This window comes from Lacrimispora sp., from assembly GCF_031982545.1.
Lineage (GTDB): Bacteria > Bacillota > Clostridia > Lachnospirales > Lachnospiraceae > Lacrimispora.
In genome coordinates this window covers 149,664-166,493 of the sequence record NZ_DALYXB010000006.1, presented here as the reverse complement: position 1 = coordinate 166,493, position 16,830 = coordinate 149,664, and the positions used below count along the sequence as shown (strand labels likewise).

The window sequence follows — 16,830 nt, the reverse complement described above, 5'->3', positions numbered from 1 at the left end:
AAAGCCGCTGCTATGCAGGTATCATAACCTGCAGCGCAGCGGCCTTTTTATTACTGATTTTCAGTCACCTGTTCTTCTGTCAAAGTAAATACCTGTCTCTTACGAGCCATTTCATCACTTTCCAGATACTCGTCATAAGTTGTAATCTTATCAATCAGCTGTCCGCCTACGATTTCCATAATGCGATTTGCTGTAGTTTCTACGATCTGATGGTCACGAGAGGAAAAGAGGAGCACTCCCTGAAATTTCACCAGTCCGTTGTTCAATGCTGTAATGGATTCCATATCCAGGTGGTCTGTAGGCTCGTCTAAAAGCAGCACGTTGGCACCGGTTATCATCAGCTTTGAAAGCATGCAGCGGACTTTCTCACCACCGGATAAAACACGGACTTTCTTCACGCCGTCTTCACCGGCAAACAGCATACGTCCAAGGAATCCGCGAACATAAGTTGCCTCTTTCTCAGGAGAGTACTGGGTCAGCCAGTCCACGATGGTATCATCGTTATCAAACTCTGCGGTGTTGTCTTTGGGGAAATAGCTCTGGGTAGTGGTAAGGCCCCATTTATATTCGCCCTCATCCGGTTCCATCTCTCCAGAAAGGATCTTAAACAGAACGGTTTTCGCAAGCTCATTAGGTCCTACAAAAGCCACCTTATCTTCTCTGGTGAGTGTAAAGGAAACGTGATCAAGAATCTTCATACCATCAATGGTTTTGGTTAAATCATTTACCGTAAGAACCTCATTACCGATCTCGCGTGCCGGACGGAAATCGATATAGGGATATTTACGGCTGGAAGGCTTAATATCATCCAGTTCAATTTTCTCTAACGCACGTTTTCTGGAAGTAGCCTGCTTGGATTTGGAAGCATTGGCTGAGAAGCGCTGAATAAAATCCTGCAGCTCCTTAATCTTTTCTTCTTTCTTCCTGTTGGCTTCCTTCATCTGCTTTACCATAAGCTGACTTGACTCATACCAGAAATCATAGTTACCGGCATACAGCTGGATCTTGCTGTAGTCAATATCCGCAATATGGGTACAAACCTTATTTAAGAAGTAACGGTCATGGGAAACCACGATTACCGTATTCTCAAAGTTAATTAAGAACTCTTCCAGCCAGGCAATAGCATCCAGATCCAAATGGTTGGTCGGCTCATCTAAAAGAAGGATATCAGGATTGCCAAAGAGTGCCTGTGAAAGAAGCACTTTCACCTTCTGGGCTCCGGTTAAATCCTTCATCAGTTTGTAGTGTAAGTCGGTCTCAATTCCAAGACCGTTTAATAAGTTTGCAGCATCGGATTCCGCTTCCCAACCATTCATGGTTGCGAATTCTCCCTCCAGATCTGCAGCCTTAATGCCATCCTCATCCGTGAAGTCCTCCTTCGCGTAGATCGCATCCTTTTCCTTCATAATCTCATATAATCTGACATTTCCCATGATGACTGTATCAAGAACCTGACACTCATCATATCTAAAATGATCCTGTTTTAAGAAAGAAAGTCTCTGACCCGGTGTGATCACAATATCACCGCCGGTAGGCTCCAGTTCACCGGAAAGAATTTTTAAGAACGTGGATTTTCCGGCACCATTGGCACCGATTAAGCCATAACAGTTGCCTTCCGTAAACTTAATATTTACATCTTCAAACAATGCTTTTTTTCCAAGTCTTAATGTTACGTTATGTGCACTAATCATCTTAATTCCCTTTCTGAAATCTGGTTTTATTCCATATCGTAAGCTCTGCTTCTGATTTCAGCAAAATCAGGGCCGAAATCATCAAAATAGGGGTCTTTTGGCCCCTTTTCTGTCATCTCTCTTATTGTACATGAAAATCCCGAATTTGCAAGCCTTTTATCAAAAAAGCCCTGCCAATCCGGGATTTATACCTGGTTTTACTTCGCCGCCTCCACCTTTAAGGGGAAGTTTGATTCACTGCCTGCATCATAGGTAACTGTAACATAGGTAACTTTTACCAAAGCTCCGCTTCCGTTGCTGTCATCGGTAGCATTTCCAAGTACGCCGGTATCCAGCCCTTCGCAGTTATCTTTGATAAATCCCATCTCTTTTGCGGAACCTGTATCAATGGTAAATGTACTCATAGCCTGATCCTTTACCGCTCCAGTCACTTCTTTTACTTCCATCTTATCCTGGGCATCAAGAACCAGAATTACCTTTGCATTGGTCGTGTCAGACCCGGAAATCTCACCTTTATAGATGATGGAAACATTCACATCCGGTTCCAGCGCATAGGAAGTTTCCACTGCTACATTATCCAGATGAAATACAGTTTTCGTCTCTCCATCTAAAACAGTCATGGATTCCATATTATCAGATACCTCGGTGACTTTACCGGTTAATATCTTAAATTCTGCTGTACTTCCGGGTGCCTGTGTACTTGCCGCCGGAGAAGTTTCACTTGAAGTTTCTGTCTGTGTAACAGTACCAGCTGCGTTTTGCGCCGGCTTTGATGATTTACCGCAAGCCGATAATATAACTGCCGTATAGACAGCTAATGCGATCATTAAGGTTCTTTTCATAAAGCATCCCTCTTTTCTATATTTGCCATTCCCTAATCTATCGCATTTAGTATATCATCCGTTTGTGAAAAGTTTTTATCTTTTTTCTTAATTTACTTTTATCTATTTTGACGGTGTAATGACTTAGGTGTTTTCAGTTTAAACTAGCCGGAATGGAATTCTTTAATTATCATAAAAAACGAGTTGTAAAGGCAAAACGAAGGGGAAAATAATCCTTTCTATATCGTTATAAATAATTTAGGTTAAATTATTATGAATTTTTCGTATAATTCAATAATTTCTTCTGTTTCTTCGAAAACAATTATTGATTATTCCTTATTTTGGTGATACAGTATATTTGCGTCAAAGGATTGTGATAAATGTGAAAATTCATATATAAAATGACAATTTTACATTTAAGAGATGTCGGAAACAAAAAAATTGCAGATTAAAACAGCTAATGGCTTTTTAATATAACTAAAGAAAAAGAGGGATATGGATATGAAAAAGATGAAACTATTGTTCGTAACAGCTATAATATCAGTCAGTGTTTGTTTACCTGCTTTTGCAGGGACGTGGACTCATACATATGATGACGGTTACCACATAGGTAACTACGATAGTTTATGGTTTTATGTAAAAGATGACGGCAGTTATGCGAAAGAAGAATGGGTACAGGATAGTGACGGAACATGGTATTGGATAGATAAATATAACCAGCTTCCTCAAATGGAGGGACTCTCAGCAGATGGTTATTTATTTAATAGTTCAGGGGCTTATGTGGATGTTGCTGATGGAACCAAGAAATACTTAACCCGGGAATTAAGCTCTCAGGTCGTAGATGGTATGACCTATGATCAGGTAATCAATATACTTGGAAAAGAGCATGATATATATAAAGAAAAGCGGACCGCTGACGGAGCACTTGAATTTCAGCACCTTAACTGGTATTCTAGCGATGCTAAGGCACGTCAAGATGTCATACTTAAAAATGGTAACGTAACTCATGCCTCTTCAAACTGGAAATAAATAAAAACAGAAACCGCTCCGATGGCAATCGGAACGGCATCACATATCGATTTACTCTTTCCGGCTATACCGGAAAGAGTAAATTATTCCAAAAAATTATATTATTTATCCAGCGCCCTGACAAAGGGCGTATTTTTATACCCCGGATTACCCCAGAATATCTCCATACCGCCCAAGAAAGCTCTGTGTCCTGACATTGTTAGACGCAAATACTTCCTCCGGAGTCCCTTCCTCAACAATCACACCCTCTGCCATAAAAATCACCCGGTCAGAGATATCTCTGGCAAATGCCATCTCATGGGTGACAATTACCATGGCAATATGCAGATCGGCCAGGGATTTAATAACCTTAAGCACTTCACCGGTCAGCTCCGGATCCAGCGCAGAGGTAGGCTCATCAAAAAAGAGAATCTTTGGGTTCAGAGCCAGTGCTCTGGCAATTGCCACCCTCTGACACTGCCCACCAGAAAGCTGGCAGGGATAGGCATCTGCTTTATCAGCAAGTCCCATTTTCTGAAGAAGCTCCGCAGCCTCTTTAATAACATCTTCTTTGCTCCGTTTCTGAACATGAATTGGTGCATCAATGATATTATTTAAAACGTTCATATGAGGAAACAAATTAAAATTCTGAAAAACAAGACCGTAATTCTTCTGGATTTCTTTTAGCTTTTCCTTCTTTGCATAGACAGACGTTCCATCGTTTCCGTTCCACGCCGCCTTTTCTCCCAGGTAAAACAGTTCTCCTTTATCCATCTGCTCCAGCATTGTGGCACATCGAAGGAGGGTGGACTTTCCGGAACCGGAAGGCCCGATGACAGAAAGAATCTCTCCTTCTTTTACAGACAGAGAGATGCCCCGAAGGACGTTCTGTTCATTAAATGATTTTTCCACATGGTTCATTTCCAGTACGTTCATTTCGATTCCTCCTATTGGTAATAATTCATCCGTTTTTCTATGTATTCCATCAGCATAGCCACTACCAGATTAAATACATAATAGAAAAGACCTGCTGCCACAAAGGGAATCAGGCTTGTCTGTGAGGACGCCAGCGCCTTGGCTACGGCAAACATCTCCAGCACGCTGATGGTAAACGCAAGGGAGGTATCCTTTACCAGAGTTATAACCTCGTTGGTGACTGACGGAAGAATCCGTTTTACTACCTGGGGAAAAATGATTCTAAAAAAGGTCTGGTTCTTTGAGTATCCTAAAAGCTTTGCTGCTTCATACTGTCCGGCAGGCATGGACTGAATGCCGCTTCTGTAGATTTCAGCAAAGTAAGCCGCATAGTTAATCACGAAACCGATAAATGCAGCCCAAAGGCGGTATCCGTTCCCCACCTTTACTCCAAAAAGGTAATAGGGACCGAAATAAACCACCATCAGCTGAAGCATCAGAGGGGTTCCTCTCATGACTGAAATATAGAATTTAACAATGGCCTCTATGACCCGGTTTTTTGACATCCTCCCAAAGGAGACCAAAAGTCCCAGAGGTAGAGAAAAGATGAGTGTTACCAGAAAGATCTGGATGCTGACCCACATTCCTCCTGCCAGTTGTGTAAGTATCTTTGTAAAAGCCATGATTGCCCCTCCGTCAGTATCAATTATTTTCCTATTGTTGTTACATCTTTACCAAACCATTTATCAGAAACGGTCTTTAAGGTTCCGTCTGCTGCCATTGCATCCAGCTGCTCCTGCACCTTGTCTCTTAATGCATCATTTCCCTTTTTAAAGCCAACTCCGTACTCCTCTGCTGCAAGTGCTTCATCAAGAATCACGAAATCTGACTTTCTCTGCTGAATCTGATAAGCAGCTACAATCTCATCCATCGCCACGCAGTTGACTGCTCCCATCTCCAGATCCATAAATGCAGTGTTGTAATCCGGTGTGGTCTGAAGTGTCTTAAATGTTTTGGCTAATGTATCATTATCCTTTAACGCAGCTTCCGCAGAAGAGTCAGCCTGTACCTCCACTACTTTTCCGGAAAGATCCGCTAGTGTCTTGATTCCGGAGTCCTTTGCCACAACAAAGACCTGTCTGTTTGCCATATAAGGCTTTGACCATGTATAACCGTCTTCTCTTCCAGTGATGGTAAATCCATTCCAGATACAGTCAATGTTGCCGCTTTCCAGCTCCATATCCTTTGCATCCCAGGCAATTGGCTGAGCTACAAATTTTTTACCCAGGCGGTCTGCCACCTCTTTTGCAAGATCTAAGTCAAATCCTGTATACTCTCCATTATCTCCCACAAATCCCATGGGAGGAAAATCCTGATCAAATCCCACAGTAAACGTATCTTTTTCAGAAGATGCCGAAGCGGTTTCCTGTGCTTTTGTTGTCTCTGCAGATGAAGACTCTGCCTTTGTTGTCTCTGCCGCCGCAGGTGCTTCCTTTTTTCCTGCACAGCCGCTTAATAAAGCTGCTGTTCCTAATATTGCTGCTGCCAGAATCACTATTTTTTTCATAACATAAATCCTCCTCTTGATTTTCATGTGTTACCATGGTAGCACAGTAAAGTTTTTCTGTAAAGAAGAAATTTATGTATAATGGTTCTAAAGCCAGATAAAAGAAAGGATTATAATTAGTATTACAAGGGCTGCTCCCCCACCAAGTAAAAAAGCGGGACTTATATTCCCATGGCTTTCCTCCCTGGAAGTATCCGGCTCCGCCAGCATCCCCCAGGGACTCAGCACCAGAACGCCCTGAGGGATATCCGAAGAATATCCGTTGTTTATATATTCCGTAAATCCGTTCCAATCCCGTTCTATCTGTTTCCTGCCTTCCTTAAAATCCTCTGAAGGTTCTTTCTTACCTTTTGTAAAAAAAGGTTCCGGCTCTCCCTTAATTTCCGAAACTTCTTTTTTCTTTAGAAACTGCTGATAGGCGTAGCGAATCCCTTTATTTGCCGTCTCATTCACATCTGCCTTGTTCTGGTAAAGATTCATCATGTGATAAAAGATCCGGTATACATCCTTTACTTCAAAAACCGGTTTTCTTCCACTGCTATATTTCAGAGAGGACTGATTCACCATCTCCTGAATCAATTCATCGGTCATCCGGTCACAGGCTTCTCTTAAATCCATGGCGATCCCTTTTTCCGCTCCCAGACCTGATACAAAGATCTGTGTTTTTATTGACATAAGAGCGGCTAAAAATCCCAAGAGCTCTTCGCTTTTACCAGACAGTCCTGATATCCTGAATAAATTTCCTTCCCGGTTCATATAGGATGCAAACCGTTGTGCGGCCTCCAGATCGCTTATCTCATATACCCTTCCCGTTTTCAGGGGGGAAATGGTTAAGCTGGCTCCCTGGGCTTTTCCGGCTATTTTCTTGAAAGGCCCGCCTTTTTCCAGAATCGTCAAAGAAATCTCATTCATCAGGTTCCTGGCATATCCGGGATTATTTTTAATCGTTCCTGAGGCTGTTGGCTGGTAAATAATTCCCATACCAGTTTCATTATCTACTGTGGTAACCGGGGTCCTGATTCCGCCATTATTAGAAGCAACTGCCTGCTTTCCCTCCACACCACTGCGTCCGAATATCTGATTCAGCTCTGCCTCCGTAAAATTTTTCCCCGTAACACTTCGGCAGATGGCTGCCCTCAATGCATTAATACTTACGGCAGATCCGTAATTACTTAACAGAAGCTCCAGATCTCCAAGCCGGGACATCAAAAGCTTTTGCAGCATCACAGACAATTCCTGATTGAGCTCCCCGGTTTCCTGGCCCTCTTGTGTTCCATGGGTGAGAATTGCCAAGAGAAGTTCCTCGTATATCCTTGCCAGCTCTTTTAATTCCTCCGAAAGGGGAAGGGTTTCAGATGGAGTCCAGTCCGTTATCTCATGAAGGGCCTCCCTCCATTCTTCCTCATCCCAAATCTCAGGAGAATCACTAACTGAAGCAGTATCTCTGACGGACCTGGATTTTTCAGTTTTTTCAGATTCCGATTTTGCCTCTTCCTTCATAGACTGAGTCTGAGCAGCCACCTGATTAAGTACAATTTCTCCTGCAATTAATTTCTCGTTTGTTTTTAATGCTTCGACAGACAGATTCAAGTCTGCTTTACCACTCACTTTACCCTCAGCTATCCCCTCTGTTTTCAATTCCCCCGGGACAACAGAGTCCTGCGCCCTGATTTCCATCTCTTATCCTTTTCTCATGTTGATCCAATTAATCCTGTTCATCCTGGTAGACAATTTTACCTTTGCAGATGGTATATTTCACTTTTCCAAAAAGCTTTTTCCCGGTAAATGGAGAATTGGATGATTTGGAGACATATTCACCCGCGGTCCATTCCTCGTTGGGATCAAATATTACCAGATCTGCAGCACCTCCGGTTCTCAGCATTCCACAGTCCAGTCGATATAATTTTGCCGGATTAATACTCATCTTTTCCAACAGCTGCATCATGGTTAAATGGCCCTGACGCACCAAAGTGGTTACTCCCAGCCCAAGTGCCGTTTCCAGCCCGATAATTCCACTGGGCGCCTCCAGCAAAGGCCTGGCTTTCTCTTCCGTACTATGAGGTGCGTGATCGGTGGCTATGATATCAATGCTTCCATTTTTAAGACCTTCTATTACAGCCATACGGTCTGCCTCTGTCCGAAGAGGGGGATTCATTTTAGCCAGACTTCCATAGGAAAGAACCGCCTCTTCTGTCAGTGTGAAATGGTGGGGTGTCACTTCTGCATAAACGTCCGCCCCTAAATCCTTTGCAAACTGTACCATACGTACCGACGCTGCAGAACTGATATGCTGAATATCTACGGCAGCCTTCGTGTGGAGAGCAAGCATACAGTCTCTTGCCACCAGACTGTCCTCCGCCTCTGAAGGGGAACCATAGATACCAAGTTGGTCGGATATCGCCCCATGATTGATTCCATTGTTCTCTATTAATGCAGGATCTTCTTCGTGAAAGCTTAAAGGGAGATTTAAACTGGCCGCTTTTTCCATGGCTGTTTTTACAAGCTCCGCATCCATCAGCGGTATCCCATCATCGGTAAAACCTGCCGCTCCATGGGCTGCCAGTGCCTCCATATCCGTCAGCTCACGGCCCTTCATCCCTTTGGATACAGCTGCTGCATGAAGGACATGGATTCCGGTTTTCTCCCCTTCTTTCTTTACATATTCTAACGTTTTAATATTATCAACAGGAGGCTTTGTATTGGCCATGCATACAACTGTTGTAAAACCACCTTTGGCAGCTGATCTTGCACCTGTCTGAATATCTTCCTTGTAAGTAAGTCCCGGATCCCGGAAATGAACATGTACGTCCACAAGTCCCGGTGCTGCTATAAGACCAGTACCATCAATCACCACATCATTTTTTGAAGTCCCTGCCCCGGGAGGATTTTGATCCGTTCCCATCCCGGCTATGATTCCATCTTCTATGCAGATATCCATATCCTGCTCTGTCCGGGTTGCCGGATCAATTACGTGAACATTTTTAATCCATATCATCGTTTCTTTCTCCCTTTCTCTTTTAATGCCCGTTTATCCTTCTTTGCCGCAAAGCGGAAGAAGCCCTGAGGCAGTTCAAAAACAAACACAATACCAAGCACAATCGCAACCGCCACTTTCAGAGCAAGAAACCCGGTTCGGGCAGCAAGTGCTATTTCGTCGGTAACAATATAGTAAGCAGTCCAATATACCAGCGCACCTGGAACTAACGGAAAAATACCGGAAATCAAAAAGATGGTTACCGGGCACTGTTTTCTGACCGCAAATATTCTGGAAAGAAGAATTACTGCAATGGTTGCAAACATTGCAGATGCCGGCTCTGAAAATCCCTGTGCCAGCATGCTATATACAAACCAGCCTGTTCCCCCAATTAAACCGCAATAAGGGTAGTATTTGGCAGGTACTCCAAACAGGAGGGCAAATGCAACCGTACCAAGGGCTGCAACTGCCATCTCACAGACAGCCGTCATAAAAATCCACCTCCTGTAAACCGGTGAAGAAGGCTGAATACCAGCCCTACTCCCATGGCAATGCAGAAGAATACCAGAAGAGCATCCATCATACGCACAGAACCAGCGATATAATCTCCGTCTGCAATATCACGAATCGCGTTGGTAAATGCAACTCCTGGAATCAAAGGCATAATTGAACCAATAATCATAAAGTTTAAATGTTCGCCCATACGAAGCCTGTACAAAAGAGTGCACAGCGCGGTGACCAGCGCTCCCCCTCCAATATTAGCCACCAGCTTGGTAAGATGAGGACCTGCCAGAAAAATGATATATCCATATAGCACCACTCCGGAGAAAAACGCAGCTGCCGCATCTTTTATATTACCTCCGAACAGATAACAAAAGCAGGCACTTCCCACTCCCGATGCCAGAATCTGCATCTTCTTTGACTTTCCAGGCATTCGCTGTATCTGATCCAGTCTTTCTCTTACTGCAAGAGGAGTTAAAGATCCTGCTTCAATCTCCCTGGAAAGCTGATTCACTGCAGCAACACGGTCTAAATGTGTGCCACTCACCGGAATGTGCTGCACCTTTGCAAATATCTCTTCTCTCTCATCTCCTGCCGTGGTAAAAATCCCATTGCTTAACACAAAGGAATTGCAGGATTTAATTCCATAATGACGGCAGATCCGGTCCATGGTTTCTTCCACCCGGAAAATCTCAGCACCATTTTCAAGCAGAATATGACCGGCCAGCATGGCCGCATCTAAGACCTCCCGCTCTTCCTCTTTCCGCTCATTCATGAATTTGAGGCTCCTGTTCCAAAACAAACGATTCTCCGTCTCTTTCCATTATAACAATCCGGTCCCGGTAAGGAATGGAAACTTCCATTGATTTTAAACGCCCTATTACGGAATAATCATCCCAGCAGTGCATGGGAAATGCATGCACTACTTCCGCCTTTCTCATAAATTCATCAAAACCCAGATAGAAGTTTTCCTCCTGTCTTGGATCCAGAGGTAGAAAAGCTGCATTAATTTTCTCTCCTGCCAGCTTGTCCACTTCTAATGAATAGTTCTTAGCCATATTCCGGTTCCATTCCTCTGGCTCGCCTTCCCATCTCCAGTTGTTTAGATCCCCGGCATGGTAAATCACGGTTCCATCCACTTTTATGAGAAATGCGACGCCCTCATCCGTGGATTTAAACGTAGTAATCTCCAATGCCAGATTACCTCCTGTACCATACGAAAGGGTAAGCGTTTCTCCAGGTTTAACAAATGAAATATGTCTTCTTTGTTCCTCACCAATCTTTTTCCTGGAAATATCGTCAGATAGAACATAATGAACTTCTCTGGGTCCGTTCCCCAAATCAAAAATTTTATCTGAATAATGATCTCCATGGCGATGACTGGCAAAGATAAAAAGTGGTTTATTGGTATCCAGGTCCGGAAGTACACCCTGGGTGTAATCAAATAGCAGAGCAGCAGACGACAAGTCTGCCAGGAATGCACTGTGATGAACGTAAGTAATTTTCATAAAAAGCGGCCTCCTTCAAATGACTGTTTGGAGAAATTATATCACATACTGATCCATTCTGCATAGCAGATGCGCGCAAAAAAGGCGGAGACATCTGTCCCCGCCTGCGGAAATTTTCATTCCATCTAAGCTGTTATTTCTATAATAATTAGTTAGCAGCCTTTGTAGTTTCTGTAGCTTCAGTAGTTGCTTCTACGCTGGAAGCTTCTTCAGAAGACTCTTTTGCAGATGCTTCTTCAGTTGTTTCTTCTACAGACTCAGAAGATTCTTCTGTTGTAGCTTCTTCTTTTGTAGCTGCTTCTGTTGTAACTGCTTCTGTTGTAGCTGCTTCTGTTGTAACTTCTGTTGCTGCTGTTGTTTCAGCAGTCTTTGTGCTTCCACATGCAGAAATTGCTGCCATTGTTAATACTGCTAATCCTGTAAGTACCAGTTTCTTTGTTGTTAATTTCATAATATTTCTCCTCCTTGCGGCTACCTGTGTTTATTGCCAAATATGTATGCCGCGGCTTTTTTTATTAATTTCTAAAGCCGAGACACAGTTTAACACCTTAAGAAAATAAAGTCAATGAATTCATTATGATTTTTTTCTTAATATAAAAGTGGTAAATTCTTAATTAAATTTACAAATGGGGATAATATGTCTAACAATAAATTATGGATTTATGCTCTTGAGTTTTTTTTATTCTATTTGTTTGTATTTTGTCCAGTCGAAAAACACACTAGTTTTAAGGGCTATAGCAGCTTTATTTTTGTGCTATATCACCAAATCCATTTCTTTTTTATTCGTTGCAGATCATTTTCATACCTGCTATACTTTATAAATAAATACTGATTGAATATAATAAAAGGAGGAATCTACTATGTTAAAGGATCTCGTTTCCAAATGCCGTACATACCGGCGCTTCTATCAGGAGTGCCAGATATCCAAAGAGGATCTACTGGAGCTCATTGATCTGGCGAGGCTTACTGCTTCCACAGCCAACTCACAGGCACTGAAATTTAAGATCAGCAATACACCACAGGAAAATGCCCTGATATTTGATACTTTAGGCTGGGCGGGAGCACTTCCTGACTGGGACGGGCCCGATGAAGGGGAGCGCCCATCTGCCTATATCATCATTCTCTGTGATCTGTCACTTGGTAAGAACAAGCTTACCGATGATGGCATCGTCGCTCAGACCATGATGCTTGGTGCAGTAGAGAAGGGTTATGGCGGCTGCATGCTTGGAAATGTACGGCGAAGCCAGCTGGCTGAAGCGCTTGGCATTGATCCCTCTCTTTATTCTGTAGATCTTGTTCTGGCTCTTGGAAAGCCGAAGGAAGAGGTGGTCATCGTTCCTGTTAAGGAAGACGGAAGTGTCAAGTATTACAGAGATGAAAATCAGATTCATTATGTTCCCAAGCGAGCATTAGAGGATATTATTATCTAATGTACAAAAACCGAAAAAACAGCCGTTCCGGAAATACTCCGGTTCGGCTGTTTTAAAATCTCTGTCCGCATTTGGGACAGTATTCAAAATCCTCTGTTGTTTCATACCCGCAGTGGGAGCATTGCCTCTTATTCCACTCTGCGCGTCTTTGTCCGGATTGAGCCAGGGTTAAATCCCGCTCCTCAATTTCAACCGACTCTCTTCTGCTTAGCCTCTTACCTTTTTCTCCATCCAGCTCATAAATGGTATCACAACAGGACATCTGTACATAATAATGTCTGTTCCATTTTATGATGGGTATAAAAAATACACTGAAATAGCTGTAGGTCATAAAGACCTGATATCTGCCATAGCCTCCGCATATGGAACAGATTACTGTCCTGGTGTAATCCAACAGCTTTTTTCCCTGACTCATTCCGCATATGAAAAACATGGTATCCTCCCGAACTCTTTCATTTGGATGCACGACAGACACAATCCTATCGGACAGCTTTTGTTATGTCATGAGTATACCACAGGCAGTTTTCCTTTACAAGTAAGGCAAGACACGGCAAAAAGGCTTATACTAATTTCGTATAAGCCTATTTTGCTCATAATCCAGCCGAAATGACTATGACTATTTTAATAACTGAAGAACTCCCTGAGGAACCTGATTAGCCTGTGCCAGCATAGACTGGGAAGCCTGTACAAGTATATTATTCTTTGTATAAGCCATCATTTCTTTCGCCATATCAACATCACGGACACGGCTTTCAGCAGCTGACATATTTTCACTTGTTACACTTAAGTTATTAATTGTATGGTCTAACCGGTTCTGAATTGCGCCAAGGTCACCACGGGTAGAGGAAACGGAATTAATTGCATTTTTTATCACTGCAATTGCTGCTGTCGCCCCGGAATCAGTGCTGATATCAACACCTGCAATTCCCAATGATTTTGCGCTGGTAGAAGCGATTTTTACAGACATTCTGTTAAAGTTGTCTGCCGTATCACCAATCTGGAGTGTAAGCCCTGCTCCCTGTGCAGATGCCGCTTTTGTCAAGTTTGACTCATTCAGTTTAACTGCTGCTCCCTGTGCACTGGCTCCGGTGATTCCATCTGCAGTTAATTGAGCTGCAAATTTAGCTGCCAGTTCGTCACTTGTATCATTAGCGGAATATACAATTTTTGTATCACCCTCTGCCACTTCTTCGTCAGCCTTATTAACAAAGGTATAATTCTTTCCTCCGGCAGAGATACTGGTGCCATTCACCATCTTGGAAGCATCAAAGGTCGCAAGTGTACCATTTCCTGTATCAGAACTTGCAGATACAAGCGTAAGCTGCTTGCTGGCAGCAATTCCTGATGCATTGGTTGCGGTTTTATCTGAGTCATCTCTTATTGAGGCACCCCTGGTGGTAGACTCTTTAATTGTGATCTTGCCGCCTGCATCGGAAGATGCAACAAACCCTCCGTTGTTATCAGTTCCGCTTTCTTCTGCAGTTATTGCAGCTGCCAGTTTGTCAGCTACTGCATCTGCATCGTCGCCGTCATTAACCGTTACGGTTGTATATTTATCTAACTCTGCGGTATCTGTGGGCATACCCTTCAATTCAGCATTGCTGCTCTGGATGACATAGGTTCTATCCCCCACTGTAATGGCCCTGTTGTGAGCGGACTTTCCTGCATTTGTGCTATCCAGATCCAAAGTCAGTTCTTTACTTGCTACCTGATAGGAAGCGGATTCTCCCTGGATGTATTCGGTTTCTTTACCTGCAAGTGTGCCGTATCCAATTGGATTTTCAGTTGTACCATTGTATTTCTCTTTTAATGTTGCTGTTGCTGTTGCCAGATCAGTCCCATCAATACCGCTTGTATCTACAGAAACAGATCCTAACTTAGAGCCATTCAAAATTTCACCGGTACCTGCCGCTGTCTTGTCGGCTTTGGCAGTAATTGTTATGATGTTTCCGTCGGTAGACACGTCGTAGAGATCAGTAAACTTGCCATCGGTTGCACCTGCAAATGCAGTTCCGGAATCCGCAGACGTCACATCTGCGGTATCAGTACCCTGAAGTGCACCAGCAATAGTAGCGGTTGTTGCAGATTTGCCGGCGGCAATTGATATAGTGACAGTCTGATCAGCACCGGCATTATCTTTATATTTAAATACAAGATCACTTGCCGCAGCCTGACTGTTTGTAATATTTCCAACGTAGAATTTTGCTGAATAATCTACTGCTGTTGTTGCAGCTTCTTTCTTACCAGATGTTACCTTATCAAAAGTCCCAAGAGCCTTTGTTGTCTCGGCCGGGTTTGTCTTTACAGTGATTGCTGCCGTCGTAATAGCTTTTGTCTGGTTAACGGAGCCATCTAACAAATTGATTCCGTTAAAATTTGTACTGTCTGAAATACGATTGATTTCTGCCTTTAAAGAAGTAACTTCTTTCTGAAGGTTCTCTCTGTCGACCTGATCCTGATAAGTAGCATTAGCGGACTGATCAGCAAGCTCTACCATACGGTTCAGCATAGAATGAACTTCCGTTAATGCACCTTCTGCTGTCTGTACCAGTGAGATACCATCATTTGCATTTTTCTGGGCTGTTTCAAGACCTGTAATCTGTGCTCTCATCTTTTCTGAAATAGCAAGACCCGCAGCATCATCACCAGCACGGTTGATCCGATATCCAGACGATAACTTTTCCAGATTCTTTGATACCGTATTATTGTTGTTTCCTAACTGCCTGTAGGCGTTTAATGCTGCAATATTGTGTTGAATTCTCATATGTATTACCTCCTTGAATTATGACAGGGACATCCATTTCCCTCATATTACTTTGACTTTTATTTCTAACTTTTCCTCGGGCCCTTGAGGAAAAAGCTGAAAGCGTAATAAACTGTTTTTACCACCGTAAGTGCTTTTCTCTTAGTTTTTTCAAACACATGGGAATTGGGTGGCCTTTTTCATAGATCTCTCCTCTTACAATGGAAATATCTTTTGGTGCATCAATGGCAAGTCTTAAATCTCCTTCCACGGACACCACCTGGATTACTATGTTTCCATTGATTACGAGATACTCACCTGGATTCCTTCCTAACGATAACATTCGCGTCACCTCCTTGTTTTGACGAAGCCTGCATTGTTATTTTCTTAACTACTTGACATATATTCCCAGAATGTGTATTACAACAACCTGATTTAATCCGTTTTTTCTTTTAAACTCGTAACCTTTAAAATTTTTTCAAAAAATCCTTATTAAAACTTATCTTTGTCCGATATACGTTTTAGTGAGTAATTCACACGTTTTTACAGGATATAATCAACTTTTGCCTGCGCGGCATATGTTCCTATAATACACATTATGGGAACATAAGAATTTACTCCCTGCATAACGATCAGCGCCTGAAAAAGGTCAATATAAAGCAAAAAAGAGCCTTAACCTGTCTGTTTTCAGACGAGTCAAGACTCTTTTTTATTTCTTCTAATTGGTAAATGCTTTCACCATGTAACAATTTTATCAATCAGGCTCTGCTGTTCCGTTGCCGTCCTTCTTAAATAAATCCTTGTGGTCTCAATGCTTTCATGACCCATAAGGTCAGCAAGAAATGAAATGTCGTTGTATTTTTCCAGAAAATTCTTTGCGTATCTATGTCGAAAGGAATGAGGATAGACCACATCGGGGTCAAGTCCGTATTTTATCGCATATCGTTTTAACTGCTGACCAACTCCCCTGGTTGAGATCCGTTCCCCATAGCGGTTTTTAAATAAGTAACCACTGGTTATCTGATTTTGATCCATCCATACCTTTGCTTCCTTCTTCAGCTTTTCGGGAATATAGACTCTGCGGAGCTTTCCACCTTTGGAATAGAGGTCCAGATATCCAAGTTCAACATGCTCTGCCTTTATCTGTACAAGTTCACTGACTCTGGCGCCGGTTGCTGCCAGGAACCATACGACAAAATACCATTCCATGTTTCCATCCTGCTTTAATTTCTTTTTTAAATATTGATAGTCTGCATTACTAATTACATTTTCAAGGAAATTTTTCTGCTGTATCTTAACATTTTTAAGCTGCAGTGGCTGCTGCTCTTTATAATAAAGATATTTATTCATGGCCTGAACCTTTAAATTTACGGTTTTTGGTTTATAGCTTTCCATGAGATAGCCTTTATAGGCCAATAAATTATCTTTGCTGATATCATTATATTGGGTGAAATAAGACCTTACTGCAGATATATAAGTTATGATAGTACTTTCAGATAAATTTTCCCTGCGAAGATATGATTCAAACTGCATTTGTGCCTGCGTTCTTTCCTGCAACTGTGCCTCCATTTGCTGTCCTCCGTACGCAAATATTCATGCATATCAATTTTTAATCGATTAATATAAGACAAAACCCACATAGATGAAGGGCATTGCTCCATAGCTAAATAAT

17 protein-coding genes are annotated in these 16,830 nt (G+C 42.5%); 2 read left to right on the top strand and 15 right to left on the bottom strand.

Features of this window, described 5'->3' with window-relative positions; all coding sequences use genetic code 11:
• Window positions 1–50: 50 nt before the first annotated feature.
• Together ABS301_RS11790 and ABS301_RS11785 are read right to left on the bottom strand one after the other, a co-directional pair.
• The gene (locus ABS301_RS11790) at window positions 51–1,691 is read right to left on the bottom strand and encodes an ABC-F family ATP-binding cassette domain-containing protein (protein ID WP_349672409.1); all 1,641 of its coding nucleotides are present in this window, start codon (window positions 1,689–1,691) and stop codon (window positions 51–53) included.
• Between the two features lie 197 nt (window positions 1,692–1,888).
• Window positions 1,889–2,533: a hypothetical protein gene (locus ABS301_RS11785; RefSeq protein WP_349672408.1), complete on the bottom strand. Its 645-nt coding sequence runs from the start codon at window positions 2,531–2,533 to the stop codon at window positions 1,889–1,891.
• Window positions 2,534–3,013: 480 nt separating this feature from the next.
• Between ABS301_RS11785 and ABS301_RS11780 the strand changes: the two genes are divergently transcribed.
• Window positions 3,014–3,541: a hypothetical protein gene (locus ABS301_RS11780; protein ID WP_349672407.1), complete on the top strand. Its 528-nt coding sequence runs from the start codon at window positions 3,014–3,016 to the stop codon at window positions 3,539–3,541.
• A gap of 147 nt (window positions 3,542–3,688) precedes the next feature.
• Here the strand turns inward: ABS301_RS11780 and ABS301_RS11775 are convergent, their stop codons facing one another.
• The 9 genes from ABS301_RS11775 to ABS301_RS11735 all read right to left on the bottom strand — a co-directional run bounded on the left by ABS301_RS11775 (window position 3,689) and on the right by ABS301_RS11735 (window position 11,436).
• Complete coding sequence (locus tag ABS301_RS11775) at window positions 3,689–4,456, bottom strand: amino acid ABC transporter ATP-binding protein (RefSeq protein WP_349672406.1); 768 nt, start codon at window positions 4,454–4,456, stop codon at window positions 3,689–3,691.
• A gap of 11 nt (window positions 4,457–4,467) precedes the next feature.
• Window positions 4,468–5,118 (bottom strand): amino acid ABC transporter permease, encoded by a 651-nt coding sequence (locus tag ABS301_RS11770; protein WP_104433404.1) that lies wholly within the window; start codon window positions 5,116–5,118, stop codon window positions 4,468–4,470.
• A gap of 23 nt (window positions 5,119–5,141) precedes the next feature.
• The gene (locus ABS301_RS11765; protein ID WP_349672405.1) at window positions 5,142–6,002 is read right to left on the bottom strand and encodes a transporter substrate-binding domain-containing protein; all 861 of its coding nucleotides are present in this window, start codon (window positions 6,000–6,002) and stop codon (window positions 5,142–5,144) included.
• Between the two features lie 87 nt (window positions 6,003–6,089).
• A complete protein-coding gene (locus ABS301_RS11760) occupies window positions 6,090–7,679 on the bottom strand; it encodes a hypothetical protein (protein ID WP_349672404.1) in 1,590 nt (529 codons plus the stop codon).
• A 28-nt stretch (window positions 7,680–7,707) separates the two neighbouring features.
• Window positions 7,708–8,997: a dihydroorotase gene (locus ABS301_RS11755; protein WP_349672403.1), complete on the bottom strand. Its 1,290-nt coding sequence runs from the start codon at window positions 8,995–8,997 to the stop codon at window positions 7,708–7,710.
• Window positions 8,994–9,467, bottom strand: coding sequence for a threonine/serine exporter family protein (locus ABS301_RS11750; protein ID WP_349672402.1), 474 nt, complete (start codon window positions 9,465–9,467; stop codon window positions 8,994–8,996). The genes ABS301_RS11755 and ABS301_RS11750 overlap by 4 nt, the downstream gene beginning before the upstream one ends.
• On the bottom strand, window positions 9,464–10,252 hold the full coding sequence (locus ABS301_RS11745; protein ID WP_349672401.1) for a threonine/serine exporter family protein: 789 nt from the start codon (window positions 10,250–10,252) through the stop codon (window positions 9,464–9,466). The genes ABS301_RS11750 and ABS301_RS11745 overlap by 4 nt, the downstream gene beginning before the upstream one ends.
• Complete coding sequence (locus tag ABS301_RS11740) at window positions 10,245–10,985, bottom strand: MBL fold metallo-hydrolase (RefSeq protein WP_349672400.1); 741 nt, start codon at window positions 10,983–10,985, stop codon at window positions 10,245–10,247. Before ABS301_RS11740 ends, ABS301_RS11745 begins: the two co-directional genes overlap by 8 nt.
• A gap of 148 nt (window positions 10,986–11,133) precedes the next feature.
• A complete protein-coding gene (locus ABS301_RS11735) occupies window positions 11,134–11,436 on the bottom strand; it encodes a hypothetical protein (protein WP_349672399.1) in 303 nt (100 codons plus the stop codon).
• A gap of 409 nt (window positions 11,437–11,845) precedes the next feature.
• Here ABS301_RS11735 and ABS301_RS11730 point away from each other — a divergent pair, with 409 nt between their 5' ends.
• Window positions 11,846–12,415: a nitroreductase family protein gene (locus ABS301_RS11730; RefSeq protein ID WP_349672398.1), complete on the top strand. Its 570-nt coding sequence runs from the start codon at window positions 11,846–11,848 to the stop codon at window positions 12,413–12,415.
• A 52-nt stretch (window positions 12,416–12,467) separates the two neighbouring features.
• Here the strand turns inward: ABS301_RS11730 and ABS301_RS11725 are convergent, their stop codons facing one another.
• The 4 genes from ABS301_RS11725 to ABS301_RS11710 all read right to left on the bottom strand — a co-directional run bounded on the left by ABS301_RS11725 (window position 12,468) and on the right by ABS301_RS11710 (window position 16,727).
• Window positions 12,468–12,848: a zinc ribbon domain-containing protein gene (locus ABS301_RS11725; protein ID WP_349672397.1), complete on the bottom strand. Its 381-nt coding sequence runs from the start codon at window positions 12,846–12,848 to the stop codon at window positions 12,468–12,470.
• Between the two features lie 183 nt (window positions 12,849–13,031).
• Entirely contained in the window at window positions 13,032–15,179 is a 2,148-nt protein-coding gene (locus ABS301_RS11720) for a flagellin N-terminal helical domain-containing protein (RefSeq protein ID WP_349672396.1), read from the bottom strand.
• A gap of 118 nt (window positions 15,180–15,297) precedes the next feature.
• The gene (locus ABS301_RS11715) at window positions 15,298–15,501 is read right to left on the bottom strand and encodes a carbon storage regulator (protein ID WP_349672395.1); all 204 of its coding nucleotides are present in this window, start codon (window positions 15,499–15,501) and stop codon (window positions 15,298–15,300) included.
• A gap of 392 nt (window positions 15,502–15,893) precedes the next feature.
• The gene (locus ABS301_RS11710; protein WP_349672394.1) at window positions 15,894–16,727 is read right to left on the bottom strand and encodes a tyrosine-type recombinase/integrase; all 834 of its coding nucleotides are present in this window, start codon (window positions 16,725–16,727) and stop codon (window positions 15,894–15,896) included.
• Between the last annotated feature and the right edge of the window lie 103 nt (window positions 16,728–16,830).